General features: G+C 64.1%; 26 protein-coding genes. 6 read left to right on the top strand and 20 right to left on the bottom strand.

Translation table 11 applies throughout. From position 1 onward, the window contains the following. Positions 1-16: 16 nt before the first annotated feature. Positions 17-1,117, top strand: a complete 1,101-nt coding sequence (locus tag O0880_RS06510; RefSeq protein WP_289885668.1) for a S41 family peptidase — start codon at positions 17-19, stop codon at positions 1,115-1,117. Here O0880_RS06510 and denD read toward each other — a convergent pair. The 6 genes from denD to O0880_RS06480 are packed head-to-tail and all read right to left on the bottom strand — an operon-like array spanning position 1,114 to position 7,128. Continuing rightward, the gene (gene denD, locus O0880_RS06505) at positions 1,114-2,091 is read right to left on the bottom strand and encodes a D-erythronate dehydrogenase (RefSeq protein ID WP_289885667.1); all 978 of its coding nucleotides are present in this window, start codon (positions 2,089-2,091) and stop codon (positions 1,114-1,116) included. The two genes, O0880_RS06510 and denD, sit on opposite strands and share 4 nt — an antisense overlap. Before the next feature lie 11 nt (positions 2,092-2,102). Then, positions 2,103-2,894: a 2-oxo-tetronate isomerase gene (gene otnI, locus O0880_RS06500; RefSeq protein WP_289885666.1), complete on the bottom strand. Its 792-nt coding sequence runs from the start codon at positions 2,892-2,894 to the stop codon at positions 2,103-2,105. An 18-nt stretch (positions 2,895-2,912) separates the two neighbouring features. Further along, positions 2,913-3,584, bottom strand: a complete 672-nt coding sequence (gene otnC / locus O0880_RS06495; RefSeq protein ID WP_289885665.1) for a 3-oxo-tetronate 4-phosphate decarboxylase — start codon at positions 3,582-3,584, stop codon at positions 2,913-2,915. Beyond that, on the bottom strand, positions 3,581-4,882 hold the full coding sequence (otnK, locus tag O0880_RS06490; RefSeq protein WP_289885664.1) for a 3-oxo-tetronate kinase: 1,302 nt from the start codon (positions 4,880-4,882) through the stop codon (positions 3,581-3,583). Before otnK ends, otnC begins: the two co-directional genes overlap by 4 nt. Positions 4,883-4,903: 21 nt before the next feature. Continuing rightward, positions 4,904-5,803, bottom strand: coding sequence for an L-threonate dehydrogenase (ltnD, locus tag O0880_RS06485; protein ID WP_289885663.1), 900 nt, complete (start codon positions 5,801-5,803; stop codon positions 4,904-4,906). A 14-nt stretch (positions 5,804-5,817) separates the two neighbouring features. Then, the gene (locus O0880_RS06480) at positions 5,818-7,128 is read right to left on the bottom strand and encodes an MFS transporter (protein ID WP_289887304.1); all 1,311 of its coding nucleotides are present in this window, start codon (positions 7,126-7,128) and stop codon (positions 5,818-5,820) included. A 211-nt stretch (positions 7,129-7,339) separates the two neighbouring features. Between O0880_RS06480 and O0880_RS06475 the strand changes: the two genes are divergently transcribed. Beyond that, positions 7,340-8,152 carry a FadR/GntR family transcriptional regulator gene (locus tag O0880_RS06475; protein WP_071322715.1) on the top strand — a complete coding sequence of 271 codons (813 nt, stop codon included), beginning with the start codon at positions 7,340-7,342 and terminating at the stop codon, positions 8,150-8,152. A gap of 9 nt (positions 8,153-8,161) precedes the next feature. On the opposite strand, the gene O0880_RS06470 is transcribed toward O0880_RS06475, so the two are convergent. Beyond that, the gene (locus tag O0880_RS06470) at positions 8,162-8,776 is read right to left on the bottom strand and encodes a flavin reductase family protein (protein ID WP_198043955.1); all 615 of its coding nucleotides are present in this window, start codon (positions 8,774-8,776) and stop codon (positions 8,162-8,164) included. Between the two features lie 180 nt (positions 8,777-8,956). On the opposite strand from O0880_RS06470, the gene O0880_RS06465 reads away from it, so the two are divergent. From O0880_RS06465 to O0880_RS06450, 4 genes are all read left to right on the top strand, one after another. Continuing rightward, positions 8,957-10,015, top strand: a complete 1,059-nt coding sequence (locus O0880_RS06465; protein ID WP_289885662.1) for an AI-2E family transporter — start codon at positions 8,957-8,959, stop codon at positions 10,013-10,015. A 373-nt stretch (positions 10,016-10,388) separates the two neighbouring features. Then, positions 10,389-10,853 carry a hypothetical protein gene (locus O0880_RS06460; protein ID WP_289885660.1) on the top strand — a complete coding sequence of 155 codons (465 nt, stop codon included), beginning with the start codon at positions 10,389-10,391 and terminating at the stop codon, positions 10,851-10,853. A gap of 74 nt (positions 10,854-10,927) precedes the next feature. Then, positions 10,928-12,364 carry a hypothetical protein gene (locus tag O0880_RS06455; protein ID WP_289885659.1) on the top strand — a complete coding sequence of 479 codons (1,437 nt, stop codon included), beginning with the start codon at positions 10,928-10,930 and terminating at the stop codon, positions 12,362-12,364. Between the two features lie 136 nt (positions 12,365-12,500). Further along, a complete protein-coding gene (locus tag O0880_RS06450) occupies positions 12,501-13,160 on the top strand; it encodes a glutathione S-transferase family protein (RefSeq protein WP_289885657.1) in 660 nt (219 codons plus the stop codon). A 6-nt stretch (positions 13,161-13,166) separates the two neighbouring features. On the opposite strand, the gene O0880_RS06445 is transcribed toward O0880_RS06450, so the two are convergent. The 13 genes from O0880_RS06445 to O0880_RS06385 form a co-directional block, all read right to left on the bottom strand. Then, entirely contained in the window at positions 13,167-13,472 is a 306-nt protein-coding gene (locus O0880_RS06445; RefSeq protein WP_289885655.1) for an NIPSNAP family protein, read from the bottom strand. Beyond that, positions 13,469-14,395, bottom strand: coding sequence for a hypothetical protein (locus O0880_RS06440; protein WP_289885654.1), 927 nt, complete (start codon positions 14,393-14,395; stop codon positions 13,469-13,471). The genes O0880_RS06445 and O0880_RS06440 overlap by 4 nt, the downstream gene beginning before the upstream one ends. Further along, on the bottom strand, positions 14,392-14,901 hold the full coding sequence (locus O0880_RS06435; RefSeq protein ID WP_289885653.1) for a GNAT family N-acetyltransferase: 510 nt from the start codon (positions 14,899-14,901) through the stop codon (positions 14,392-14,394). The genes O0880_RS06440 and O0880_RS06435 overlap by 4 nt, the downstream gene beginning before the upstream one ends. Before the next feature lie 65 nt (positions 14,902-14,966). After that, positions 14,967-15,512, bottom strand: a complete 546-nt coding sequence (locus O0880_RS06430) for a phosphoribosyltransferase family protein (RefSeq protein WP_034752020.1) — start codon at positions 15,510-15,512, stop codon at positions 14,967-14,969. 66 nt (positions 15,513-15,578) lie between these two features. Next, positions 15,579-16,892, bottom strand: coding sequence for an adenylosuccinate synthase (locus O0880_RS06425; RefSeq protein ID WP_289885651.1), 1,314 nt, complete (start codon positions 16,890-16,892; stop codon positions 15,579-15,581). Positions 16,893-16,895: 3 nt separating this feature from the next. Further along, positions 16,896-18,056 (bottom strand): ATP phosphoribosyltransferase regulatory subunit, encoded by a 1,161-nt coding sequence (locus tag O0880_RS06420; RefSeq protein ID WP_071322705.1) that lies wholly within the window; start codon positions 18,054-18,056, stop codon positions 16,896-16,898. Positions 18,057-18,326: 270 nt separating this feature from the next. Beyond that, entirely contained in the window at positions 18,327-19,214 is an 888-nt protein-coding gene (gene hflC / locus O0880_RS06415; RefSeq protein ID WP_071322704.1) for a protease modulator HflC, read from the bottom strand. Continuing rightward, positions 19,214-20,512 (bottom strand): FtsH protease activity modulator HflK, encoded by a 1,299-nt coding sequence (gene hflK, locus O0880_RS06410; protein ID WP_071322703.1) that lies wholly within the window; start codon positions 20,510-20,512, stop codon positions 19,214-19,216. The genes hflC and hflK overlap by 1 nt, the downstream gene beginning before the upstream one ends. A gap of 2 nt (positions 20,513-20,514) precedes the next feature. Next, on the bottom strand, positions 20,515-21,741 hold the full coding sequence (hflX, locus tag O0880_RS06405; RefSeq protein ID WP_071322702.1) for a GTPase HflX: 1,227 nt from the start codon (positions 21,739-21,741) through the stop codon (positions 20,515-20,517). A gap of 114 nt (positions 21,742-21,855) precedes the next feature. Next, entirely contained in the window at positions 21,856-22,092 is a 237-nt protein-coding gene (gene hfq / locus O0880_RS06400; protein WP_008450615.1) for an RNA chaperone Hfq, read from the bottom strand. Positions 22,093-22,331: 239 nt separating this feature from the next. Next, positions 22,332-23,678, bottom strand: a complete 1,347-nt coding sequence (gene der, locus O0880_RS06395; RefSeq protein ID WP_070221915.1) for a ribosome biogenesis GTPase Der — start codon at positions 23,676-23,678, stop codon at positions 22,332-22,334. Positions 23,679-23,682: 4 nt separating this feature from the next. Next, positions 23,683-24,828 (bottom strand): outer membrane protein assembly factor BamB, encoded by a 1,146-nt coding sequence (gene bamB, locus O0880_RS06390; protein WP_289885648.1) that lies wholly within the window; start codon positions 24,826-24,828, stop codon positions 23,683-23,685. Positions 24,829-24,907: 79 nt separating this feature from the next. After that, complete coding sequence (locus O0880_RS06385; RefSeq protein WP_071322700.1) at positions 24,908-25,576, bottom strand: tetratricopeptide repeat protein; 669 nt, start codon at positions 25,574-25,576, stop codon at positions 24,908-24,910. Positions 25,577-25,611: the final 35 nt, after the last annotated feature.

Here is a 25,611-nt window from a genome sequence, read left to right as displayed (position 1 = left end):
CTTCTCAGGAGTCACCATGCACGGTACAACGATCATCCGCAGTCTGCGCGGCGCCATCCTGGCAATCCCCTTGGCGGCAGCCATGCTGCAGGCGATGCCGGCCCTTGGCCAGGGACAGCCCCCGCAAGCCGACATCCGGATCGGCAAGGAGCAGCGCCAGCAAGTCGTCGACCGGCTGATTGCGGAACTGAACCTCGGCTATGTATTCCCGGAAAAGGCAAAGCAGGTCGAGCAAGCCTTGCGCCACTACCAGCGCAGCGCCGGCTATGCCGCCATCGCCAGCGCAAGCCAATTGGCGGAGGCATTGACCACGCAGATACGGCAGCAGACGGGCGACCTGCATCTGCGTGTCCGCTACAGCGAAAAGGACATCCCCGTGCTGCCCGCCGGCGGCATGCCGTCGACGCAAGTGATGGCGGAACAAACGGCCGCCATGCGCGGACGCAATTACGGCGTCGAGCGCGTCGAACGCCTGCCCTGCAATGTCGGTTACCTGAAACTCAATGAGTTCGCGCCGGCCCAATACGCGGGCGAGACGCTGGCGGCGGCGATGACGATGATGTCCAACCTGGACGGCCTGATCATCGACCTGCGCGACAACGGCGGCGGCTCGCCGGAAACGGTGGCGCTGCTGGCCAGCTATGTGCTCGACGAGCGCACCCGCCTGAACGACAATTACTACCGCATCGGCGACCTCACCCAGCAAAACTGGAGCACCACCTTCGTCGCCGGCAAGCAGTTTGGACAGCAAAAACCGCTGTACATCCTGACCAGCAAGCGGACGTTTTCGGCGGCGGAAGACTTCAGCTACGCGATGAAAAACCTGAAGCGCGCCACCATCGTCGGCGAGACCACGGGCGGCGGCGCCCATCCGGGCCGCGTCGTGCGGCTGGACGCCCATTTCGGCGCCTTCATACCGACCGGCCGCTCCATCAGCTCCATCACCAACACCAACTGGGAAGGCGTGGGCGTGGCGCCCGATGTGACGGCGGCGGCCAAGGATGCCTTGCGCGTGGCGCAAACGGCGCTGCTGAACGAATTGCTCAAGACGGCAAACAGCGAGCAGCAGACGCAGCGCCTGAAGGAGCGCCTGGACGCCATCGGCAAGGAGTCCTAGCCCGCCGCCTTGACGTCGTCGATATACGCGCGGATGATGGCCGCGAAATCCGCATCGGCCGTCAGGCCCAGCGCTTCGGCGCGGCGGGTATCCCAGGCGCCGGGCCAGCTCTTGACGATGCGCTCGACGGCAGGGTCGGGCGCGTAGCTGATGCGGGCCGTCACTTCGCTGCCGGCCACGTCCTCGAGTGCGGCGATCATCTCGCCCACGCTCACGGACAGGCCAGGCAGGTTCACCGTGCGGCTGGCGCCGAACGCCTCGCCTGCCAGTTCGTGGCCGGCGATCAAGGAGGCGATCGCGCCGCGCGGCGACAACAGCCACAGGCGCAAGTCGGTGGCCACCGGGCAGACGGCCGCTTCGCCATTCAACGGTTCGCGGATGATGCCGCTGGCGAACGAGGACGCCGCCTTGTTCGGTTTGCCGGGACGCACGCTGATGGTGGGCAGGCGCAGCACGCGGCCATCGACAAAGCCGCGGCGGCTGTAATCGTTGAGCAGCAATTCGCCGATGGCCTTTTGCGCGCCATACGACGACTGGGGATTCAAGGCCGTCGTATCCTGCACCACGTCGGGCAGCTGGCCACCATACACGGCGACCGAGCTGGTAAACACGACTTTCGGCTTGTGTCCCAGTTCGCGGCAGATATCGAGCAGCAGGCGCGAGGCATCGAGGTTGATGCGCATGCCCAGCTCGAAATCGGCTTCCGCCTGGCCGCTGACGATGGCGGCCAGGTGGAAGATGGACGCCGTCTGCGCATCGACGGTGGCGCGCATCAGGGCGCCGTCGGCGATATCGCCCGTGACGACGCTCACGCGCGCATCGTCGAAGTCATGCGCGGCCACCACGTCGACCAGCACCAGTTCGCGGATCGTTTGCAACCGGCCCTGGCTGTCCGTCAGCTGGCCCTGCGCCAGCAACTGGCGCGCCAGGCGCTGGCCGAGGAAACCGGCGCCGCCGGTGATCAGTACTTTCATGTGATATCTCCTTATTTGTTCGAATGATTCAAGTAGGGCGCGAGCCAGCCCAGGCCATCCTCGGTGCGCCCGCGCGGACGGTATTCGCAGCCGATCCAGCCCTCATAGCCGAGGTCATCCAGCAGCCTGAATAAATACGGGTAATTGACTTCGCCATCGTCCGGTTCGTTGCGCGCCGGGACGCTGGCGATCTGCACGTGGCCGATGCCGCTGGCATTGTTCTTGAACGTCATGGCGATATCGCCCTCGACGATCTGCGTATGGTAAAAGTCCATCTGCACCTTGACGTTGGACTGGCCCGACTCCAGGCGCAGCGCGTGGCCCTGCGCCTGCGTGACGAGGAAATAGCCGGGCATGTCGCGCCCGTTGATCGGCTCGATCAACAGTTCGATGCCATGCTCGCCCACGGCCTTGGCCGCATACGCGAGGTTCGCTAGGTAGGTGGCGCGGTGCAGCGCGACGTCGGCGCCGACCGGCAGCAGGCCCGCCATCATGTGCACGCGCGGCGTGCCCAGCGCCAGCGCATAGTCGATGGCGCGCGCCACGCCGGCGCGGAATTCTGCTTCGCGGCCCGGCAGCGAGGCGATGCCCCGCTCGCCGGCTGCCCAGTCGCCCGGCGGCAGGTTGAACAGCACATTCTGCAAGCCGTGCGCGCGCAGCCAGCCGGCCACTTCCTGCGGCGCGTAATCGTAGGGGAACAGAAATTCGACGCCCTGGAAACCGGCTTGCGCGGCGGCGGCAAAGCGCTGCGGGAAAGGCACTTCGTTGAACATCATGGTCAGATTGGCGGCAAAGCGGGGCATGCGTATCTCCTGGATTTCTTATATGTCGAGTTTGAATGTGTGCTTCAGGTCGGCGATCTGCGTCGCGTCGAGCGGCCGCGTGGGCACGTCGCGCAGCAGCAGGAACAGCTTGGCCGTCTCTTCCAGCTCCTCGGCCGCATACACGGCCGCTTCCAGGTTCGTGCCCGAGACGACGGGGCCGTGGTTGGCCAGCAGCACGGCCGAATGCTTGCGCGCCATGGCGCCGATGGCGCCCGCCAGCGCCGGGTCGCCCGGACGGTGGTAAGGCACGAGCGGCAAGCGCCCCACCTTCATGACGAAATACGGCGTCAGCGGCGGGATGCAGTCGTCATGGTTCAAGCCGCACATGCAGGACACGGCCGCCGAATGCGTCGAGTGCAAATGCACGATGGCGCCGGCGCTGCCGCGCTCCTCGTACATGGCGCGGTGCAGGAATGCTTCCTTGGAAGGCGGCGCGCCGCTGAGCAGCTTGCCGTCCCAATCGAGCTTGGACAGCTGCGCGGGATCGAGCCGGCCCAGGCTGGCGTTCGTCGGCGTCAGCAGCCAGCCGTCGGACAGGCGCACGCTGAGGTTGCCGCTGCTGCCCGCCGTCAGACCCCGCTCGAACAGCGACTTGCCGAAGTCGACGATCTGCTCGCGCTGACGCATCTCTTCGGGCGTAGTGTGGATGGCGGGGGTGGCGGTACTCATGCCAGCACCTGCCAGGCCTTGCCAAAGAAATCCACGCTGCCGAAATTGCCGGACTTGAGCGCCAGCGCCAATGGCGCCGCGCCATCCTCGCCCAGCGCCGGCAAGGCTTGCGTCCAGGGCACGCCGGGGTCGATTTCGGGTCCGATGCGCAGGCCCGCCACGCCCAGGGCTTTCACCACCGCGCCCGAGGTTTCGCCGCCGGCGACGATCAGCTGCCCCACGCCCAGGCGCACGAGGCCTTGCGCGATGGCGGCCAGGGTTTCCTCGACGAGGGCGCCGGCCCGCTCCACGCCCAGCTGCGCCTGCACGGCGCGCACGGCGTCCGGCGTGGCCGTGGCATACACGAGGACGGGGCCTTGCGCCAGGTGCGCGCCGGCCCATTCCAGGGCCTGCTCCACCACGGCGTCGACCACCTCGCCGCCGGCCGCCAGTTGCAGCGGGTCGACGTGGAACGCGGGCGCGCGCTCGCGCAGGTGCGCCACCTGCTGCTGCGTGGCCACCGAGCAGCTGCCCGAGATCACGGCGCGGAAACCCGAGGGCGGCGGCAGGCGCCCCGCCTGGCCCGCAGGCGATGGCGCCAGCTGTCCCCGCTGGCGGAAATTCTGCGGCAATCCCAGCGCGATGCCGGAGCCGCCCGTGATCAGCTTCAAGTCCGCGCAGGCGGCGCCGATGGCTTCGAGGTCGCGGTTCGACACGGCATCGACGACGGCAAAATGGCAGCCCTGCCCGCGCAGTTCCGTGAAGCGCTGGGCGATGGCGGCGGCGCCCTTCTCCACCACTGAAAACTCCGCCAGGCCGACTTTCGATTGCACCTGTTGCTGCAGCACGCGCACCAGGTTCGAATCTGTCATCGGCGTCAGCGGATGGTCGCGCATGCCTGACTCGGCCAGCGGCACGTCGCCGACGAACAGAGTGCCCTTGTAGATGGTGCGCCCGTTGGCCGGGAACGCCGGGCAGGCGATCGTGAAGTCGGTATCGAGCGCCTGCATCAGCGCCTCGGCCACGGGGCCGATATTGCCGCGCGGCGTGGAGTCGAACGTGGAGCAGTACTTGAAGTAGAACTGACGGCATCCGGCCTGTTGCAGCCAGGCCAGCGCGGCCAGCGATTCGGCCACCGCCTCCGCGGGCGCATTCGTGCGCGACTTGAGCGCGATGACGACGGCATCGACGTCGGACGGCGGCGGGCCTTGCGGCACGCCGATCAGCTGCACCGTGCGCATGCCGGCCTTGACCAGCATGCCGGCCAGGTCGGTGCCCCCCGTGAAATCGTCGGCGATACATCCCAGTAATACGGTCATGATTGTTCCTTCCTGATTCAGTTACGCTTTCGCCGGCAAATCGATGCCCGGGAAAGTCTTGATGACGGCCGCATCGTCCTCGCCGCCAAAACCCGCCGCCGACGCCTGCATGAACATCTGGTGCGCCGTGGCGGACAGCGGCAGCGGAAACACGCTCTTTTTCGCGTAGTCGAGCACGATGCCCAGATCCTTCACAAAAATATTCACGGCCGACAGCGGCGTGTAGTCGCCCTTCAAGATATGCGGCACGCGGTTCTGGAACATCCAGGAACTGCCGGCGCTGTTCGAAATGACTTCGTACAGGGCATCGGGGTCGCAGCCGGCGCGCAAGCCCAGCGCCATCGCCTCGGCGGCGGCGGCGATATGCACGCCGGCCAGCAGCTGGTTGATCATCTTGACTTTCGACCCTTGTCCCGGCTGTTCGCCCAGGCGGTACAGCTTGCCGCTGATGGCGTCGAAGATTCCCGCGCAGGCGTCAAAGGCGTCGGGCGCGCCGGCCGCCATCACCGACATCTCGCCGGCGGCCGCCTTGGCCGCGCCGCCGGAAATGGGCGCATCGATGAAGCGCAGTCCCATGGCCGCCAGGCGCGCGCCGAGCGCTTCGGCAAATTCGGGCGCCACGGTGGCGCAGGCGATCACCACGCTGCCCGGCGCCAGGCTGGCCGCCGCGCCGCGTTCGCCAAACAGCACGGACTCCGTCTGCTGCGCATTGACGACGACGATCAGCAGGGCCTGCACCTGCGCCGCCAGCGCGACCGGAGATGGCGCCGCATGGGCGCCGCCGTCAACCAGCTTTTGCACGGTCTCAGGACGCACGTCGCAGGCATGCACTTCAAAGCCGGCGCGCAGCAAGGATTGCGCGATGCCCATGCCCATGGCGCCCAGGCCGATCACGCCCACTTTTTCGATTGCTACGTTCATCTGCTGCTCCAGTCTTATTTGTTCACCAGCTTGGCCGGCACCCGCATGATGATGGCCGCGCCGATCACCAGGATGCCCGCCAGCAGGTAGATGGCGATGTCGGTCGATTGCGTCAGGTCCTTGATGGAACCGATCATGTACGGCGCCGCGAAGCCGGCCAGGTTGCCCACCGAATTGATGGCGGCGATGCCGGCGGCGGCCGAGACGCCGCCGAGGAAGGCCGTCGGCAGACTCCAGAACATGGGCGAGGCGGCCAGGATGCCGCCGGCGGCAATCGTCAGGAAGAAGATGGCCCAGCCCGTGTTGTGGGCGCCGGCCAGCGCGCTGCAGACGATGGCGCCGGCGCCGATCACCAGCGGGATGGCCATGTGCCAGCGCCGTTCGCGGTATTTGTCCGAGCTGCGTCCCAGCAGTATCATCGCGGCCACGGCGAACGAATACGGAATCGCCGTGAACAGGCCGATATTGAGCACGCCCGTCACGCCTGCCGCCTTGATCAGGCTGGGCAGCCAGAAGGTCAGCGAATACTGGCCCATCACGCAGCAGAAATAAATCAGGGCCATGACCCAGATGCGCGGATCGGCAAACATGGCGCGGATCGACGGATGCGAGACCTTGCCCTTCGCTTCCGTGGCGATGCGCTGTTCAAGGATGACTTTTTCCTCTTCCGTCAGCCACTTCGCGGCGCGGATGCTGTTATCGAGGTACAGCAGCACGGCCACGCCCATCAGCGCGGCGGGAATCGCTTCGAGCACGAACATCCACTGCCAGCCCGCGTAACCGTGCCAGCCGGCGAAGGTTTCCATGATCCAGCCCGACAGCGGGCCGCCGATCAGGCCTGCCACGGGAATGGCGGCCATGAAGGTGCACACCATGCGCGCGCGGCGCTCGGATGGATACCAGTAGGTCAGGTACAGGATGATGCCGGGGAAGAAGCCCGCTTCGGCGATGCCGAGCAGGAAGCGCATGATGTAGAACATGGTCGGCGTGGTGACGAACATGAAGGCGCCCGAGATGATGGCCCACGTGATCATGATGCGGGCGATCCACACGCGCGCGCCTATCTTGTGCAGCATCACGTTGCTGGGCACTTCGAACAGGAAGTAGCCGAGGAAGAAGACGCCGGCGCCCAGGCCATACACGGTTTCGGAAAACTGCAGGTCGGCCAGCATCTGCAGCTTGGCGAAGCCCACGTTCACGCGGTCGAGATAAGCGACGATGTAGCACAGCATGAGGAAGGGGATGATGCGCCAGGTCACCTTGCGGTAAACGGCGTCGTCGATGAGTTTCTGGCTTGCGGCGGCGCCAGCCGGCTGCCCCGGCATTGCTTGTGACACTTCCATGCTTGTCTCCTGATCACGAAGGGATCGACCGTGCCGGGTTTTTATGGTCCACCGGAGGTGGCTGGCAACTTGTCTAAAATTTGTATGGATGTATATTATGTGTGTGTTTTATGTGTGTCAAGCTGTATATTCCATATAATGCCAAGCAGGCAAGCCAGATTCCCACCCCACCCCGCCAGACGAGGATGCACCGATGGACCGCACGTTCCGCTTTACCCTCCCCGCGCCGGAGCCCGCCGCGGGCAGTTTCACCACCGGCACCCTGGGTGCGCGGGTGGCGGCACGGCTGCGCCAGCAAATCCACCACGACGGCCTGGCCAGCGGCACGCGCCTGCCGTCGGAGCAAGCCATGGCCGAGCATTTCGGCGTCAGCCGCACGGTGCTGCGCGAAGCCATCGCCCTGCTGCAGGCCGACGGTATCCTCGTCACGCGCAAGGGCAGCGGCACCTTCATTTGCGCGCAGGATGGCGCCAGGAGCGGGGAACGCGGCGATGCGCTGACGGAGCAGTCGGTGCAATCGCTGCTGAACCTGATCGAGGTGCGCCAGGGCCTGGAAGCGGAAATCGCCGCGCTGGCGGCCGTGCGGCGCACGCCGGGCCAGCTGGCCGACATCGAACATGCGCTGCGGCGCATCGAGGAAGCGGTGGCGGCCGGCGTCGATGGCGTGGAAGAGGACGTGCGCCTGCACCTGAGCATCGCCGAGGCGACGGGCAACCCCTACTGGCCGAAGTTCGTCGCCATGTTCGCCGACCCGATCCGCTCGGCCGTCAAGGTGACGCGCGCGAACGAGGCGCGGCGCACGGACTTTTCCATCGAAGTGCGCCGCGAACATGAAAAGATCGTGCAAGCCATCGCCGCCGGCGACCCGCAGCTGGCGCGCCAGGCCGCCATGGAACACATGCAGCATGCGGCCGAACGGGTACGCCTGGCCGACCGCGAATTCTGGCGCGGCGACGGCGGCGCGCTGGCGCGCACCCTGGGACGCGATCCCATCATGCAGAAATAGCGCGCTGCCTCAGGGATAAGCCGGCCGGCGCATCCGGAACAGGCTGTCCGGGCCAACCTCGAAATAGTCGGCCGGCCCGCCGCCACGCAGGATGGTCTGCGCGGCGGCCGTGTCGTACACGCCGTCGACCAGCAGGTGGCGCGCGATATGCACGCCCACCACTTCGCCCAGCACCAGCCAGCTGCCCACGCCCTCGCCATTGACGCCTTGCAGTTCGATGATCTGCGTGCGCCGGCATTCGAACGACACGGGGCTTTCGCCCACGCGCGGCACCTTGACGATGCGCGAGGCGACGGGCGTCAGGCCGGCCAGCGCGAATTCATCCACCTCGGGCGGCGCCGGCGCGCAGCTGGCATTCATGGCCCCGGCCAGCGGACGCGTCGCCAGGTTCCACACGAATTCGCCCGTTTGCTCGATATTGCGCAGGCTATCCTTGCGGCCGATGCTGGAAAAGCCGATCAGCGGCGGGTGATAATTGAAGGCGTTGAAAAAACTGTACGGCGCCAGATTGAGCACGCCGTCGCCGCTGCGCGAGGCGATCCAGCCGATGGGCCGCGGCCCCACGATGGCGTTGAAGGGATCGTGCGGCAAGCCATGGCCCTGTGCCGGTTCATAAAAGTGCATGTGATCGACCACGCGGATTCCTGAAGTGAAGGCACCGGGGTTCGGACGCCTGGAATGACAGCTTACTGGAATTGCCGCGCCCATGTTACATGGCGCACGCAGCGCCACAATTGTCTAGCCCCCGTCCCCTGGCCTCGCTTATGATGAGGCAACTTAACCCTTACCATGCCGCTACCGCCCATGCCTACCCTCACGCTGCACCAGAAAGTGTTCTTGCTCCTGCTGAGCATCGTCACCATCGGCTTCGGCTGGATACTGGCGCCGTATGCGGGCGCCATCTTCTGGGGCGTGGTGCTGGCGATCCTGTTCGCGCCCATCTACCGCTGGCTGCTGAAAAAGACCAGGGGCCGCGCCGGCCTGGCATCGGTGCTGACCCTGCTGCTGATCATCGTCATCGTCATCCTGCCGCTGTCGCTCATTTCCGTATCGCTGGTGAACCAGGCGGCAGGCGTGGTGGAGATGGTACGCTCGGGCGAAATCACGGTTGGCATGTTCTTCAACAAGATCATGGCCGTGCTGCCGCAATGGCTGATCAATCTGCTCGATCGCTTCGACCTGTCCAGCCTGGCGAGCCTGCAAGACAAGCTGGCTGACGGCGCCAAACAGGTCAGCCAGGTGGTGGCCGTCAAAGCCATCAACGTCGGCCTGTACACCTTCGAATTTCTCACCAGCCTGTGCATCATGCTGTATCTGCTGTTTTTCCTCATGCGCGACGGCTCTTCCCTGTCGGCCCGCATCAAGGACGCCGTGCCGCTGAGCCGCAAGTACAAGCAGCGCCTGTTCACCAATTTCACCACCGTGATCCGCGCCACCGTGAAAGGCAACATCCTCGTGGCGATTGCGCAGGGCGCCCTCGGCGGCCTGGCGTTCTGGTTCCTGGACGTGCCGGCCCCGCTGCTGTGGGCCGTGCTGATGGCTTTCCTGTCGCTGCTGCCCGCCGTCGGCGCCGCCCTCGTCTGGGCCCCGGTGGCGGTCTACTTCCTGGCCACGGGCGCCATCTGGCAAGGCGCGGGCCTGGCCGCCTTCGGCGTCTTCGTCATCGGCCTGGTCGACAACGTGCTGCGGCCCGTGTTGGTGGGCAAGGACACCAAGATGCCCGACTACGTGGTGCTGCTGTCGACCGTGGGCGGCATGGCCCTGTTCGGCCTGAACGGTTTCGTCATCGGCCCCGTGGTGGCCGCCCTGTTCATCGCTTCGTGGGACCTGTTCGTCTCGGCCAGCGAATTTCATGCGGATTGAGGCCGCGGCCGTTTACCCGAACAAGGGCCTGAAAGACCGCGCCCGTCGCTGAGCGTGCGGCGCGTTTCTCCGGCGTCGCGGAGCGCGCTCTGGCATGCGGGGGCGGCCGTCCGGCGAAAATAATCGCTCCGGAATCTGGCGCCGCCGGCAGTGTTACTTGCGCCGTCCAAAACAGGCCGGGGCAGCCTGACAGCAGAGCGTCCACCGGCGCCGGCCGACCTCGGCAACTATCCACATGAGACCGCATTTCGCGGCAACTATCATGTTGCGATGGTGTGCTTTTAGCAACACAAGCGCAAATATAGTTTTTGACGCAGTGGGCACTGCGGCGTAGTGTCGGTCCTCCCGACAACCACGTAATGAGGAGCCTGCCATGGCAAATCCACTGTGCTTAATGATGCCGGTACTACCCGGCACCAATCCGATCCACATCGCCGCCGCGTTGCAGGAATACCAACAGCAGATCAATGCCGCCCTCACCAAGATCGGTACCGTGCACTTTGCCCGCTTCACCCTGCTTGACCGCTCCCAGGCCAATCTGCTGCCCAACGCGAAATCGGCCGGCCCTTCGGATACGCTCGTCATCGGCGTGATCACCGAGTATGACGGCAACTTCAACAGCTACATCGAGGATTTTGTGGCCCAGCTGGGCCAGGTATTCGACGCGCTGCTGCAGTTTGTCGAGGGCGGCAAGCCACTGATTCCCGTTGCCAACCATGTGAGCGCATTTGAAGCCTTCATCACCGCCAACGACGCCGCGCAGCACGCGCCCAATATCGGCCTGTACAGCGCCTATCCGCAAACAGTCCAGAAAATCCTCGCCTCGGTCCGATCCTGAGCCGCACGCCACGGCGGGGCCGCGCAGGCGCGCCCCGCCACCTTGCCAGCCCCAGCCCCCCCCGGAGAGACAGCATGGCCGATCCCACCATCGATTACGACGACGTGCAAGGCACGATCCTGCGCGGCTACCGCGTCAACCTGGCGCGCCATTTCATCTTCAGCATCGCGGATGCGGCGCAGGCACGGCGCACCATCGCGGCCCTGCTCGACGGCAGCGACGGACTGCCATCCATTACCACCGCGCGCCATATCCATCCCAAGCCGCCGTGCTTCCTGAACCTCAGCTTTACGGCGCCAGGCCTGGCGGCGCTGGGAGTCGCCGCGGCCGACCTGGCCACCTTTGACCAGGCATTTCAACGCGGTGCGGCCGATCCGGCCAGCATCGCCGCCGTGGGCGACGTGGGCGACAGCGCCCCCGAACACTGGCTCGGCAACCTGGGGCCGGCCACCGAGGCCGGCCAGGTGCATGCGCTGCTGAGCCTATGGGTCAGCGAATCGACGGAAGTGCTGCAGCAGACCTCGGCCACACTACGCCGCGCCTTTGCCGGTGGCTGGCATGAACTGTATGCGCACGACGGCGTCGCCCTGCCAGGCAACCGCGTGCATTTCGGCTACCGCGACAACATCGCCCAGCCGGACGTCGATGGCGCGCCGCCGCGCAAGCACGAGCTGGAATATGCGCCAGACCCGCTCAACAGCGTCAAGACGGGGGAATTCCTGCTCGGCTATCCGAATGAAAACGGCGGCACCTACCAGGTTCAGCCGCCGCAGCTGTCCACCAATGGCAGCTATGCCGCCTTCCGCATCCTGGAGCAGGACGTGCCCCTGTTCGACAGCATCCTGAGCCAGGCCGCGGCCAGCTCAGGGCTCAGCACCGAGATGGTGGCGGCCAAGATGTGCGGGCGCTGGCGCAACGGCAACCCGCTCGTGCTCAGGCCGGACGAGGCCGGTCCCGCGCTGCCGGACGCCAGCCTGAACCATTTTCACTATGTCGACGCCGCACAGCCGGAACTGGACGACACGCTGGGCCTGAAATGCCCGATCGGCGCGCATATCCGGCGCAACAATCCGCGCGACGAAGGCGTCGTGGGCACCTCCGCCCGCCACCACCGCATCGTGCGGCGCGCCATGCCCTACGGCAGCGAGTATGACCCGGCCGCGCCCGTCGCGGAACAACGGGGCCTGGTCGGCTATTTCATCAATGCCAACCTGCGCAACCAGTTCGAATTCCTGATGGAGCAATGGAACGATGACGATGCCTTCGTCAAATCGGCCGTCGGACCGGCCGGCCCCGAGGCGGGCGATGCCACGTTCAACATCAGCGGCCAGGACGTGTTTTTGGGGATCAATGACCCGCTCGTCAGCTCCTTCACCTTGCCCGGCGTCGGCGCCAAGGGCCGCGGCAATACGCAACTGCGGCATTTCTCGCGCAGCGTCATCACGCGCGGCGGCGTGTATTGCTTCTTCCCCAGCATCACGGGACTGCGTTACCTGGCGAACCTGGGCTAGGCGGCGGGCGAACCACGGAGGCGAGCGAAACGGCGGGCGCGCGAACGGAGCGTATCGCTTGCATTGATCCGGTCATTGCACTATCGTTGCAGCACGCGCGTGTTGCCAACCTAGCAAAATGACAGGAGATTCCACCGTGTCGCTCATCCTCTACGGCCATCCTTTTTCCTCGTACACGCAAAAGGTGCTCATCGCCCTGTACGAGAACGCCACACCGTTTGCCTTCCGCTGCCTGGCGCCGGACATGCCGCAGCACCTGCAGCAATGGCTGGAGCGCTGGCCGCTGCGCAAGTTTCCGCTGCTGGTGGACGGCGAGCGCAACGTCGCCGAGACCAGCATCATCATCGAATACCTGCAACTGGCCCATCCCGGCCCGCAACGCCTGCTGCCGGACGACCCGATGCAGGCGCTGGACGCGCGTTTTCTCGACCGCTATTTCGACCTGCACGTCATGACACAAGTGCAGCATGCCGTCGGCGCCGCCCTGACTGGCGACCCGGTGAAGACCAGCGAAGGCCGCGCGCATGCGGCAGAAAAACTGGACCTCGCCTATGCCTGGCTGGAATCCCGCCTGGCCGGCAAGACGTGGGCGGCCGGCGAACACTTCAGCCTGGCCGACTGCGCCGCCGCTCCGTCCCTGTTCTATGCGGATTGGACGCAGCCGATTCCCGCAACGCTGCCCCTGCTGCGCGCCTACCGCGCGCGCCTGCTGGCCCGTCCATCGTTCTCCCGCGCGGTGGAAGAGGCGCGCCCGTACCGCCACCTCTTCCCCCTGGGTGCGCCGCAGCGCGATTGAGGCAAATCAGGAAAACACGGGACGGAAGAAGCTGCGCTCATAGCTGACGATGCAGCGCGTCTCTTCGGCGTAGCGGAACGCCGCCTGGCAGTCGGCATCCTGCATCGAATCGATGCGGTACTGCTCATACAGGGCCAGGCTGGGGAAGGAAAACATGGCCAGCGCCACGTTGCTGGCGCCTTCGGACGGCAGGAAATAGCCATGGTGACGGCCGCCGAAACGCTCGACCAGCGGTATCCACAGCTTGCCGTAAGCTTCGAATTCCTGCAGTTTGTACGGGTCGATGATGTAGCGCAGGTAGCAGGTGATCATGGGGTTTCCTTGTGTAAGTTCAGATCCATCAGCATGCCCGTTTCCCAGGAACCGATGGCAGCCAACGGCGTGCCGGGCAAAAAGGCCAGCGCGCATGGATACGTAACAGTCAGCTCGTGGCATACGGCGAGTCCCGGCCAGCCGTAAAACAGCAGCTTGCCCTTGCCGATCCTTCCCACCGCGCCGCCGTCGGGCAGCCAGCGCAAGGCGTCGCCCGTGCCGCCGCCCGCCTCCACGGCCATGCTGGCCAGCGGACGGCCATCGGCCAGCGCATGCACGGACAGATATTCTTCGCCGTCAGCGTAATGCAGCACGGCCAGGCGTTCGCCATCGGGCGACGGCGCGCACGATGCCAGCTTCGGCAGCGACAGCACCACGCGCCCGCCGCCTTCTTGCAAGGGCCAATCCCATGCGCTGCAGTAGTCGGGCGGCTGCGTTTGCCCCTCTGCCACCGACTTGACGCCATGCAGCACCAGCAGGCGCCGCCCGCCATCGATGAAGCACACGCCGCGCAGCATTTCGCCCGGGTGCTCCTGCGTGAACATGGCCAGGCCCGTTTGCGCGTCGCGCACCCGCAGGCGGCCATCCCAGCCGCCGTCGACCAGATAGCGGCCACACGGCGACCAGGCGGGAGCGCAACCCTCGCCATCCTTTTTATTCTGGAAGTTGAAGGTCAGCTGGCCCGACTGCGCCTCCACCACGGCCATCTGGCCCGTCGTGCTCTTGATGGCCAGCTGGCTGCCGTCGGGCGAAAACGCCATGTCCGACATATGCGCGATGAATTTGCCGCGCCACAGCTTGCTCCGCGCCGCCACGTCCCACAGGATCACATCACGCCCCAGTACGGCCAGGCGCGTGCCGTCCGGTGAAAACCGCACACTGTAGCTGCAGCCCAGTTTCAAGGCCTTCGCGCTTGCCGTCATGCGCGCGCCAGCCGGTAGACGACGCAATCGAGGTCGTAGTGGCGCGCCATGCCGGTGTAGCGCATGCCCAGGCGCGTCATGACCTTGATCGAGGCGGCGTTGTCGGGATGGGCCACGGCCACCACTGCGGGCGCGCCGACGACCTCGAACGCATGCGCGACGATGGCGGCGGCCGCCTCGCTGGCATAGCCCTGGCCCCAACCGGTGCGGGCCAGGCGCCAGCCGATTTCATGCGGTTTGTCCTTGTCGCCGTCGAGGTGCTGCAGGCAGGCCATGCCCACCATCTCGCCATCGTCGAGGCGGATCAGCGCCCACCACGAATAGCCCCACTCGGCCCAGCGGCCCGTGATGCGGGTGACGGCCGCGCGCGTGTCCGCTTCCGCTTCGGGCTGGCCCGCGTTCAGGTAGGTCATCACCTCGGGATCCGTGTTGAGCGTGCGCATGCGCTCGTAGTGATCCGCCGTGATCGGTTCCAGGCGCAGGCGCGCCGTCGTCAGTATGGTCATCGCATTTCCTTGGACGAAAAAAAAGACGATACACGATCGTCTTTTTTTTGCAAGAGCGCACGCGATTACTTGCCTGCTTCGCCCTTCTTGATCCACGCCGCCAGCTGGTGCGGGCGCAGGCCGTCGTAGTCTTCGAACGGCTGGTGGATCCATGGATTGTGCGGCAGTTCGTCGAGGAAGTAGTCGGGACGCACGACGGAGCAGCCCTTCAGCCAGATCACGGCCGATTTGACTTCGGTCACGTCAGGGAAGTTTTCCTTCAGGTGACGCGTGACCTTGTCCAGCGTGACGCCGGAATCGGCCAGGTCGTCGACCAGCAGGATGCGGCCGGCCAGCGGGCCCTTGGTCATGGTCATGTACTTGGCGATATCGAGGTCGCCGCGCACCGTGCCCGCGTCTTCGCGGTAGGAGCTGGTCGACAGGATGGCCAGCGGCAAATCGAAAATGCGCGAGAACACGTCGCCGGGACGCACACCGCCGCGCGCCAGGCACAATACCTGGTCGAATTTCCAGCCCGATTCGTAGACCTTGAGCGCCAGGCGCTCGATCAGGCGGTGGTACTCTTCCCAGTTGACCCAGAGATGTTGATCGTTCGATTGTGGGGTAGTCATGATAGTGAAATCTTATTATTAGCGTGATTAAAAAAATCCGCCTTGCGGCGGATTGTGTCCAGCAGCTTATTCGAATGGATGGCGCAGCACGATCGTTTCTTCACGATCCGGACCGGTCGAAACCATGTCCACCGGCACACCGACCAGTTCTTCGATGCGCTTGATGTAGGCACGCGCCGTGGCCGGCAAGGCCGCCAGCGATTTCCCGCCGACGGTGCTTTCCGTCCAGCCCGGCATCTCTTCGTATACCGGCACGCAACGGGCGGCTTCTTCCGCGCCCGATGGGAAGATGTCCGTGGCCACGCCGTCGATGGTGTAGCCGGTGCACAGTTTCAGCGTTTCGATACCGTCCAGCACGTCCAGCTTGGTCAGGCACATGCCTGTCACGCCGTTGATCTGTACCGAGCGGCGCAGCAGGGCGGCGTCGAACCAGCCGCAGCGGCGGGCACGGCCCGTCACGGTGCCGAATTCATGGCCGACTTGCGCCAGGTGATGACCGACGCCTGCATCCGTTGGCAGTTCCGACGGGAATGGGCCGGAGCCGACGCGCGTCGTGTATGCCTTGGTGATGCCCAGGATGTAATGCAGCATGCCAGGGCCGACGCCCGAACCGGCGGCGGCATTGCCAGCCACGCAGTTCGACGAGGTGACGAATGGATAGGTGCCGTGGTCGACGTCGAGCAGCGAACCTTGCGCGCCTTCGAACAGCAGGTTGGCGCCGGCCTTGTGCGCCTTGTACAGCGCGCTCGAGACGTCGGTGACCATCGGACGCAGACGCGGCACGTAAGCCAGCGCGTCGTCGAGGGTCTTCTGGTAATCGATGCGCGGAGCCTTCAGGTAGTGCTCCAGCACGAAGTTGTGGTAATCGAGGTTTTCCGCCAGTTTTTCAGCAAAACGGGTTTCGTTGAGCAGATCGGCAACGCGGATGGCGCGGCGCGCCACCTTGTCTTCGTAGGCCGGGCCGATGCCCTTGCCGGTGGTGCCGATCTTGGCCGCGCCGCGCGCAGCTTCACGGGCCAGGTCGAGTGCCGAGTGGTAAGGCAGGATGACCGGTGCGGCATCCGACACTTTCAGGCGCGAGGCAACTTCAACGCCGACCGCTTCGAGCTTGTCGATTTCGCGCAGTACGTCCGGCACGGAAACGACGACGCCGTTACCGATGTAGCAGGCGACGCCTGGACGCATGATGCCCGACGGAATCAGCTGCAGCGCGGTTTTTACGCCGCCGATGACCAGCGTGTGGCCTGCATTGTGGCCGCCCTGGAAGCGCACCACACCCTGGGCGTGATCGGTCAACCAATCGACGATCTTGCCTTTACCTTCATCGCCCCATTGGGTGCCGATGACAACAACGTTCTTTGCCATAATTTTCTTTGACATCACTCAACCTAAGTTTTTAAGAATCCAGCTACTACCATTATCGGCAAGTACCAGCACGCGATCGCACTCGAACTCGTCTTGTTCATTACTGTGACCCGGCAAACTCTGGATCACGACCTCGCCCGCCTTGCGCAACTCGGCGATCTTTTCCTTCAATTCTGGCGCGCTGCCCCACGGCGCGCGGATCGAATGCTTCCGTTCCGCGGTCGGCAACAGGCGCGCCAGTTCGCGCAAATCGAGCGAGAAGCCGGTCGCGGGACGTGCCCGGCCGAACGCTTCGCCGACGTGGTCATAACGGCCGCCGCGCGCAACCGCGTTCGGCAAGCCAGGTACATACAGCGCAAACATCGCGCCACTTTCATATTGGTAGCCGCGCAGGTCGGCCAGGTCGATCGCCACTTCGGCGCGGCCCAGCGCGGATCCCGCCAGCGCGGCCAGTTCGGCCAGCGCCTTGAGTACGCCCGGCAGCGGCGGCAGCACTTCGCGCGCGCGCGCCAGCACATCGATATCGCCATACAGGCCAGGCAAGGCCAGCAGCGCATCGCGCGTGACGGCGTCATAACCGGCCGTCAGCTCGCGCAGGCCCGGCGCATCCTTGGCGCGCAGCAGGCTGTACAGCGCTGCCTCGTCGCGCACGGCATTGGCGTCTTGCGCAATGATAGCGCGCAACAGGCCAACGTGCGACAAATCCAGGCGCACGCTGTCGAAACCGGCCAGTGCCAGCGAGGCGAGCGCCAGTTCCTGGATTTCGGCATCGGCTTCCAGGCCGGCGTGGCCATAGATCTCGGCGCCGATCTGCAGCGGTTCGCGGGTGGCGTGCAGGCCCGACGGACGGGTATGCAGCACGCTGCCGGCATAGCACAGGCGCGTCACGGTGGCACGGTTCAGCAGGTGCGCGTCGATGCGCGCCACCTGCGTCGTCATGTCGGCGCGCAGGCCGAGCATGCGGCCCGACAGCTGGTCGACCAGTTTGAACGTGCGCAGGTCGGTATCCTTGCCGGCGCCGGTCATCAGCGATTCCAGATACTCGAGCAGCGGCGGCATCACCAGTTCATATCCGTACAGACGGAAATTGTCCAGCATGAGGCGGCGCAGCTCTTCGATCTTGCGCGCTTCCGACGGCAGAACATCGGCAATATTTTCGGGCAAAAGCCAATTCGGCATGAGGGAGCGAGATACGGAAGAAAGTTGAAAAATGCATCATGCGAGGCAGCGGCGGGCGCGCCAGGCAAGAGGCCGAACCTGATATTTTACGCGAAAACACGGGCCTTTAGGGATAAGTTCTCCGAAACAGTGCCGCAGCGGCTTAAAAACACCCGATTTTACGCCTTCCCGCAACAGCGTGGCGGGCACAAAAAAACGGGGCCGGCATCGATGCCGGCCCCGCTGCTACCGCCACCCGTCCTTGCGGACAGGCGCAGTCTCGATGCTGCCTTACTTCTTGGCTGGAGCGGCCGTGCCGTTGCCCTTGAAGTACTTGAAGAACTCCGAACTCGGATCGACCACCATCACGTCGCCCTTGTCCTTGAAGGTGGCGCGGTAAGCTTCCAGGCTACGGTAGAACTTGTAGAACTCCGGATTCTTGCCGAACGCTTCCGCATAGACCTGCGACGCCTTGGCATCGCCTTCGCCGCGGATCTTCTCGGCTTCGCGGTACGCTTCGGCCAGGATCACCGTGCGCTGCTTGTCGGCGTCGGCGCGGATCTTCTCGGAATCGGCCGAACCGGTCGAACGCAGCTCATTGGCAACGCGCACGCGCTCGGACTTCATGCGGTCGTACACCGAGTTGTTGATCTGCTCGACGTAATCGACGCGTTTCAGGCGCACGTCAACGATGCCCACGCCGATCGACTTGGCTTCGGCCGCGACCTTGGCAAGGATCGCTTCCATCACCTTGCCGCGCTGGCCCGAGATCACTTCGCGCACGGTGCGCTTGGTGATTTCATCGTTCAGGGCAGCCTTGACGATCTGCGACATGCGGTTGCGGGCGCGGCTTTCATCGCCGCCGAAGCTGCGGAAATACAGCTTCGGATCGGCGATGCGCCATTTGACGAAGGCGTCGACGAGGATGTTTTTCTTCTCGGCCGTGATGAAACGCTCGGGTTCCGGCGTGTCGATGGTCAGTACGCGCTTGTCCAGGTACATGACGTTCTGGAACGGCGGCGGCAGCTTGAAATACAAGCCTGGCGTACTGATCACTTCCTTGACCTCGCCCAGGGCGAAGACGATCGCGTACTTACGCTGATCGACGACGAACACGGTCGAGGACAAGAGCATGATCGCGATAAAGCCCGCGATCAGGGCGGCGACGATACGGTTCATTAGCGGCTCTCCCGTTCACGCGAAGAGCGGCTATCGCGACGCGAATTGACTTCTACTGTCTGCATGGCTTCCTGTGGCATTACGGTATTGGCTGCGGGTGCGGCCGCTGCTGCGCGCGCTGCCGCGGCTGCTGCGTCCGTCGCTGCCGTCTGGGCGATCAACTTGTCGAGCGGCAGGTACAGCAGGTTGCTGCCGGTCTTGGCGTCGACCATGACCTTGCTGGCACTGCTGAACACCTGCTGCATGGTTTCCAGGTACATGCGGTCGCGCGTGACGGCCGGCGCCTTCTGGTACTCGACCAGCACCTGCTTGAAGCGCGACGCGTTACCCTCGGCGTTCTCGGTCACCATGGAGCGGTACGCTTCGGCTTCCTGCATCAGGCGGAATGCGGCGCCGCGCGCTTTTGGAATGACGTCGTTGGCGTAAGCCTGGCCTTCATTCTTCTGGCGTTCGCGGTCCTGGCCTGCCTTGACGGCATCGTCGAAGGCGGCTTGCACCTGCTCCGGCGGCTGCACGGCCTGCATCGTCACGTTATTGATGAAGACGCCAACCTTGTAGCGGTCGAGAATCTGCTGCATCAGCTGCTGCGTTTCGTAAGCGACTTTTTCGCGCCCCTCATACAGCACGAAGTCCATCTTGCTGCGGCCGACCACTTCGCGGATCGCCGTTTCGGCGACCTGGCGCAAGGTGTCTTCCTGGTCGCGCACGCTGAACAGCCACTCCACGGGGTCCTTCAGGGTGTATTGCACCGCGAACTGGATGTCGATGATGTTTTCATCGTCCGTCAGCATCAGCGACTCGCTGGCCTGCTTGTTGCGCAGCGACTGGCGATAGCCCACTTCCACCGTGCGCACCTGCGACACGTTGACGGTTTCATCCGTCTGGAACGGGTACGGCCAGCGCCAGTTGAAACCGGCCGGCGTGGTGCGCGTGTATTTACCGAACGTCAGCACGACGCCGCTCTGGCCCTCTTGCACGATGAAGGCGCCACTGGCAAGCCAGATCAGCACCGCGATCACGCCAACGACGCCGGCGGTGATGCCGGCGCCCTTCATGTCGGGACGCGGACCGCCACCGTTGTTGTTGCCGCCGTTGCCGCCGTTATCGGGACGGTTCTTCTGTCCGAAAAAGGCGTTCAGGCGCTGATTGAAATCGCGCCACAACTGGTCGAGGTCCGGCGGACCTTCGCCGGGCTTTTTGCCTTCTTGGGCTTTCTTGCCGTCGTCCTTGCGATTGCCCCAGCGGGGATCGTTCAGGGACAACTTCAAGCCTGTTTTTTTGAGTAGGGAGACAAGCATAACTATCGTGTTCCGACTTGGGAGTGGGTGGAAATCCTATCGTCCTCGCCAGGCTCTTCGTCCTGGTCCGGGGCGGCGCCATCGTGCTGGTCGTACTGACCGTCAAACTGATCTTCCTGCAGCTGCGCTTCGTCGTTCTGATAGAGGTGGGCCGAACCCGGCGCCTTCCTGGCCATCTCGACAATCGCATCGCGCAGCAGGTCGAGACCGCTGCCCTTCTGCGCACTGACGAACACGCGACTGATCGTAGCATATTCATCGCGTTCCACCGAAGGCTCCAGCCCGGCCGCATCGATCTTGTTCCACACGAGTATCTGCGGAATATGATCGGCGCCGATCTCTTTCAAGACCAGGTTGACCTGCTCGATCTGTTCCATGCGCACCGGCGACGCGGCGTCGACGACGTGCAGCAGCAAATCGGCATGGATGGTTTCTTCGAGCGTGGCGCGGAAAGCCGCCACCAGCTGGTGCGGCAATTCGCGCACGAAGCCGACCGTGTCGGAGATCACCACGTTGCCCACTTCCTGGCCCAGGTAAACCCGGCGCGAGGTGGTGTCCAGCGTGGCGAACAACTGGTCGGCAACATATACGCCGGCCTTGGTCACGGCATTGAACAGGGTCGACTTGCCGGCATTGGTATAGCCGACCAGGGACACCGAGAATGTGTGATTGCGGCCGCGCGCGCGGCGCTGCGTTTCGCGCTGCTTGTGCAGCTTTTCCAGGCGCGCGCGCAGGGCCTTGACGCGGTCGCCGATCAGCCGGCGGTCGGTCTCGAGCTGCGTCTCGCCGGGACCGCGCAAGCCGATACCGCCCTTTTGCCGTTCAAGGTGGGTCCAGCCGCGGATCAGGCGCGTGGCCAGATGCTGCAGCTGGGCCAGCTCGACTTGCAGCTTGCCCTCGTGGCTCTTGGCGCGCTGCGCGAAGATATCGAGAATCAGGCTGGTACGGTCGAGCACCCGCACATTCAGGCGCTTTTCCAGATTGCGCTGCTGGGCAGGTGAAAGGGCGTGATTGAAAATGACGATTTCCAGGCCATCGTTGACGACGACGTCGCCAATTTCATCGGCCTTGCCGCTGCCGACGAAATACGCGGAGTCCGGACTGGAACGCTTGGCCGTGATGGTGGAAATCGGATCCGCGCCAGCCGAACGCGACAACAGCATGAGTTCCTCCATGCTGGCGGCGAAGTCGCTGTGACCGAAGTCAACCCCGACTAGTGCCGCGCGCATGATGAGATCAGACAGGTTGAGGCGAACGCGGACGCCGATGCAAACGCATCAGCGCCGCTGGCGCGGACGGGGGCGATGAGGGGTGAAAGGCGCTGGGCCGTCAAGCTCAACGCTTTACTCCGCTTCAGATTCAATATTGAGATTGACGGCACGGGCCGGCACCACTGTCGAGATGGCATGCTTGTACACCATCTGCGTGACCGTATTGCGCAGCAATACGACGTATTGATCGAACGATTCGATATGGCCCTGCAATTTAATGCCATTGACCAGGTAAATCGAGACAGGAACATGCTCTTTGCGTAATGCATTGAGGAATGGGTCTTGTAACAGTTGCCCTTTGTTGCTCATAACAGCTCCGTTGTTTATGTTGTTGTGTAAGAATTGGAGGCGACTCGCTTGATTTCAAGTGCTCTCACACCTTTCAAAGAGAGAAAGATGCGTCACAGCTACTGTAACCTGTTTTCGCGATCGCTGTCGCGCATGGCGCATTAACACTTTATTATTTCCGTGCAAATGGCCATCTTTATTTGCTGTCGGCGCCGCATTATTACCGCGGCGCCTTAATTGACGCTTAACTCAGTGCATTTTTACTTGCTTGGCGTGCGTGCAAATGGATTTTTACCCGTGCGCAGTTCGATGCGCAATGGCGTACCGACCAAGGCAAACGTATCGCGGAAATGTTTTTCCAGATAACGCTTGTATGGATCGCCGACGGCGTCGAGCGCATTGCCGTGAATAACGATCACAGGCGGGTTCATGCCGCCCTGGTGGGCATAGCGCAGCTTCGGACGAATCGAGCCCTTGCGGCGCGGTTCCTGCTTCTCCACGGCCTCGATCAGAGCGCGCGTCAGCTTCGGCGTCGACAGGTCGCACATGGCGGCCGCATACGCGGCGTTGAGCGACTTCATCAATGGACCGATGTTGGTGCCCTTCAAGGCCGAAATGAAATGCATCTGCGCGAACGACAGGAAATCGAGCTTGCGGTCGATATCGATCTTGATTTCATCGCGCTGGTGCGATTGCAAGCCATCCCATTTATTCACGGCCACCACCAGCGCGCGGCCCGATTCCAGAATGAAGCCGGCGATATGCGCGTCCTGTTCGGAAATATCCTGCTGCGCGTCGAGCATCAGCACCACCACGTTGGCTTCGGAAATCGACTGCAGGGTTTTCACCACCGAGAATTTCTCGATCGCTTCGAACACCTTGCCGCGGCGGCGGATACCGGCCGTGTCGATCAGCGTGTATTGCTGGCCATCGCGCTCGAACGGAATCTCGATCGAGTCGCGCGTCGTGCCCGGCATGTCGAAGGCGATCACGCGCTCTTCGCCCAGCAGGGTGTTGATCAGCGTCGACTTGCCCACGTTCGGACGGCCGACGAGGGCGATCTTGATGCCGCGGTCGGTCTTTTCCAGCTCTTCAGGCTCATCCGGACGCTGGGCGAACGCCAGGTCCAGCATCACTTCGACGAGGTCGTTGACGCCATCGCCGTGCGCCGACGAGATCGCATACGGATCGCCCATGCCCAATTCATAGAATTCGGACACGACGGCCGTATAGCGCATGCCTTCGCTTTTGTTGACCACCAACAAGACCGGGCGACCGCTCTTGCGCAGGAAGTCAACGATGGTCTTGTCATGCGGGGTCAGGCCTTGGCGGCCGTCCACGATGAACACCACCACGTCGGCCTCGGCCACGGCCTGCTTGGTCTGCAGTGCCATCTGGTGCATGATGCCTTCCTTGGCGACGGGTTCGAAACCACCCGTATCGATGACCAGGAAGGGACGTTCGCCGACACGGCCTTCGCCATAGTGACGATCGCGCGTCAACCCAGGCAAATCCGCCACCAGCGCATCGCGCGAGCGGGTCAGACGATTAAATAAAGTCGATTTCCCAACATTGGGTCGACCTACAAGTGCAATTACCGGCTTCATTACATTACTCGACCGCGAGAGCGGTCACTGTCCCTGATTGGGTTTGAAAAATCAAATTCGAACCGGCGACGACGGGAGCCGAAACAATCGGGCTGCCGTCGGTACTGATCCGACCTATTAATGCGCCATCTTCCCGTGACAGGAAGTGGATATAACCTTGATAGTCACCGACGGCAACGCTGCGGCCGAAGGAGACCGGCGTCGACAGGCGGCGGCGCGCCAGCGCGTCATTCTTCCACGCGCTCTGCCCGCCCTCGCGGCTGAACGCCACGACGGCACCCTGGGCATCGGCCGCAAACACGAAACGCTGGTCGACCGCCACACCCACATCGGACGAAATCGGCTTGGTCCAGCGCGGCACGCCGGTGGCCGCATCGAAGCAGCCAGCCTTGCCCTGGTAGGTGACGGCGCACACTTCGCCCTCGAACACCACCGGCGTGCCGGCGATATCGGAAACGCGTTCCAGTTCCGTGGCGCCGCGCGGTTCGCTGACGACTATCTCCCAGCGTACCACACCGGTGGCCGCCGTCAGTGCCAGCAGTTTGCCGCCAGGCTGGGCCACATAGATATTCGCGCCGCCCAGCGCCATGCCAGGCGCATTGCGCAAGGTCAATGCCGGCGTGGCGCGCTGCACCGTCCACTTGCGTTCGCCCGTCTTGGCGTCGAAGCCGACAATGCGGTTGTCCACGCTGCGCACCACCACCACGCCCTGGCCTACCACTGGCGGCGTCAGCACTTCGCTGGACGCCTGCGCCTTCCACAGCTGTTTGCCCTCGGCGTCGAAGGCCAGCACCACGCCCTTGGCGGCGCCCACGGCCACGACCGTGCCATCGCTGCCGGCGCCGGAAGTGATGTCGCTGCCCGCCTTGATGCGCCACGTTTCACGGCCCGTGGCCGCATCCAGGCGCGCCAGCGCGCCGTCGGCATTGACCACGTACAGGCTGCTGCCGGCGAGCGCGGGCGTGAAGGCATACACGCCGGCCTTGCCGATCGAATACTTCCACGCATCGCGCACGGCGATGCTCGATTTTAACTCGACCAGCTTGGCTGGCTCGCTTTTCGGATCTTTCGACGCAAACGGGTTCCAGGACGAGCAACCGGCCATCAGGGCCAACAGGCTTGCAGCTACCAGCTTTTCAGTGACACGCATAAGTGTTATCCAACCTTTTTCTTGTACTTGTAAGGGTAAGGCAGGCGGCACACGGGCCGCGCAACAGAACCGATTCCTATCAGGCGGCAGCTTGCTCAGCCTTGGCCTTGTCTTCCGGTACCGTACCGCCTATCGCTTCCAGTTTGACCTGGATCAATTGACGGCCTGGATTGTTCTTGTCCGTCGCCGCCAGTGCCGCCAGGTAGGCGGTGCGGGCATCGGCCAGCTTGTTCTGTGCCACCAGGATATCGCCCTTGCGGTCGGCCACGGCGCCGGCAAATTGCGGCACGGTCGCGCCCGCCAATACCTTCAGCGCTTCATCGTAGGCTTTTTCGTCCAGCAAGACACCGGCCAGGCGCAGCTTGGCGATGGCCTTGTACTCTTCCGTGCCGTGCTCGGCGGCCCATTGCAGCTGGGTCTTCGCCATTTTCAGGTCGTTCGCGTCGAACGCCACCTTGGCCGCGGCCAGGGCGCTCATCTGCGCATACGCCGTGCCGCCGAAGCGCGACTGCATGTCGCCGGCCGCGCGCAGCACCTTGGCGGTGTCCTTGGCGGCGATGGCGTTTTGCAGTTCGTCGTACAACTGGCCCGCTTGCGCGGCCTGGGTGCGCTGGTAGTACTGCCAGCCAGCCCAGCCGCTATAACCCGCCAGCGCAACAATCAGGACCCAGGAGGTCAGATTGCCATTGCGCTGCCACCAGGCCTTGAGGGTTGCCAGTTGTTCTTGTTCTTCGTGATCGTATGCCATGGGTCGTCAGTTTCAATGAGTAGTTGATCGAGGGT

The organism is Janthinobacterium sp. SUN118 (assembly GCF_030397695.1).
Classification (GTDB): Bacteria; Pseudomonadota; Gammaproteobacteria; order Burkholderiales; family Burkholderiaceae_D; genus Janthinobacterium.
This window is presented reverse-complemented; position numbering and strand designations above follow the sequence as displayed.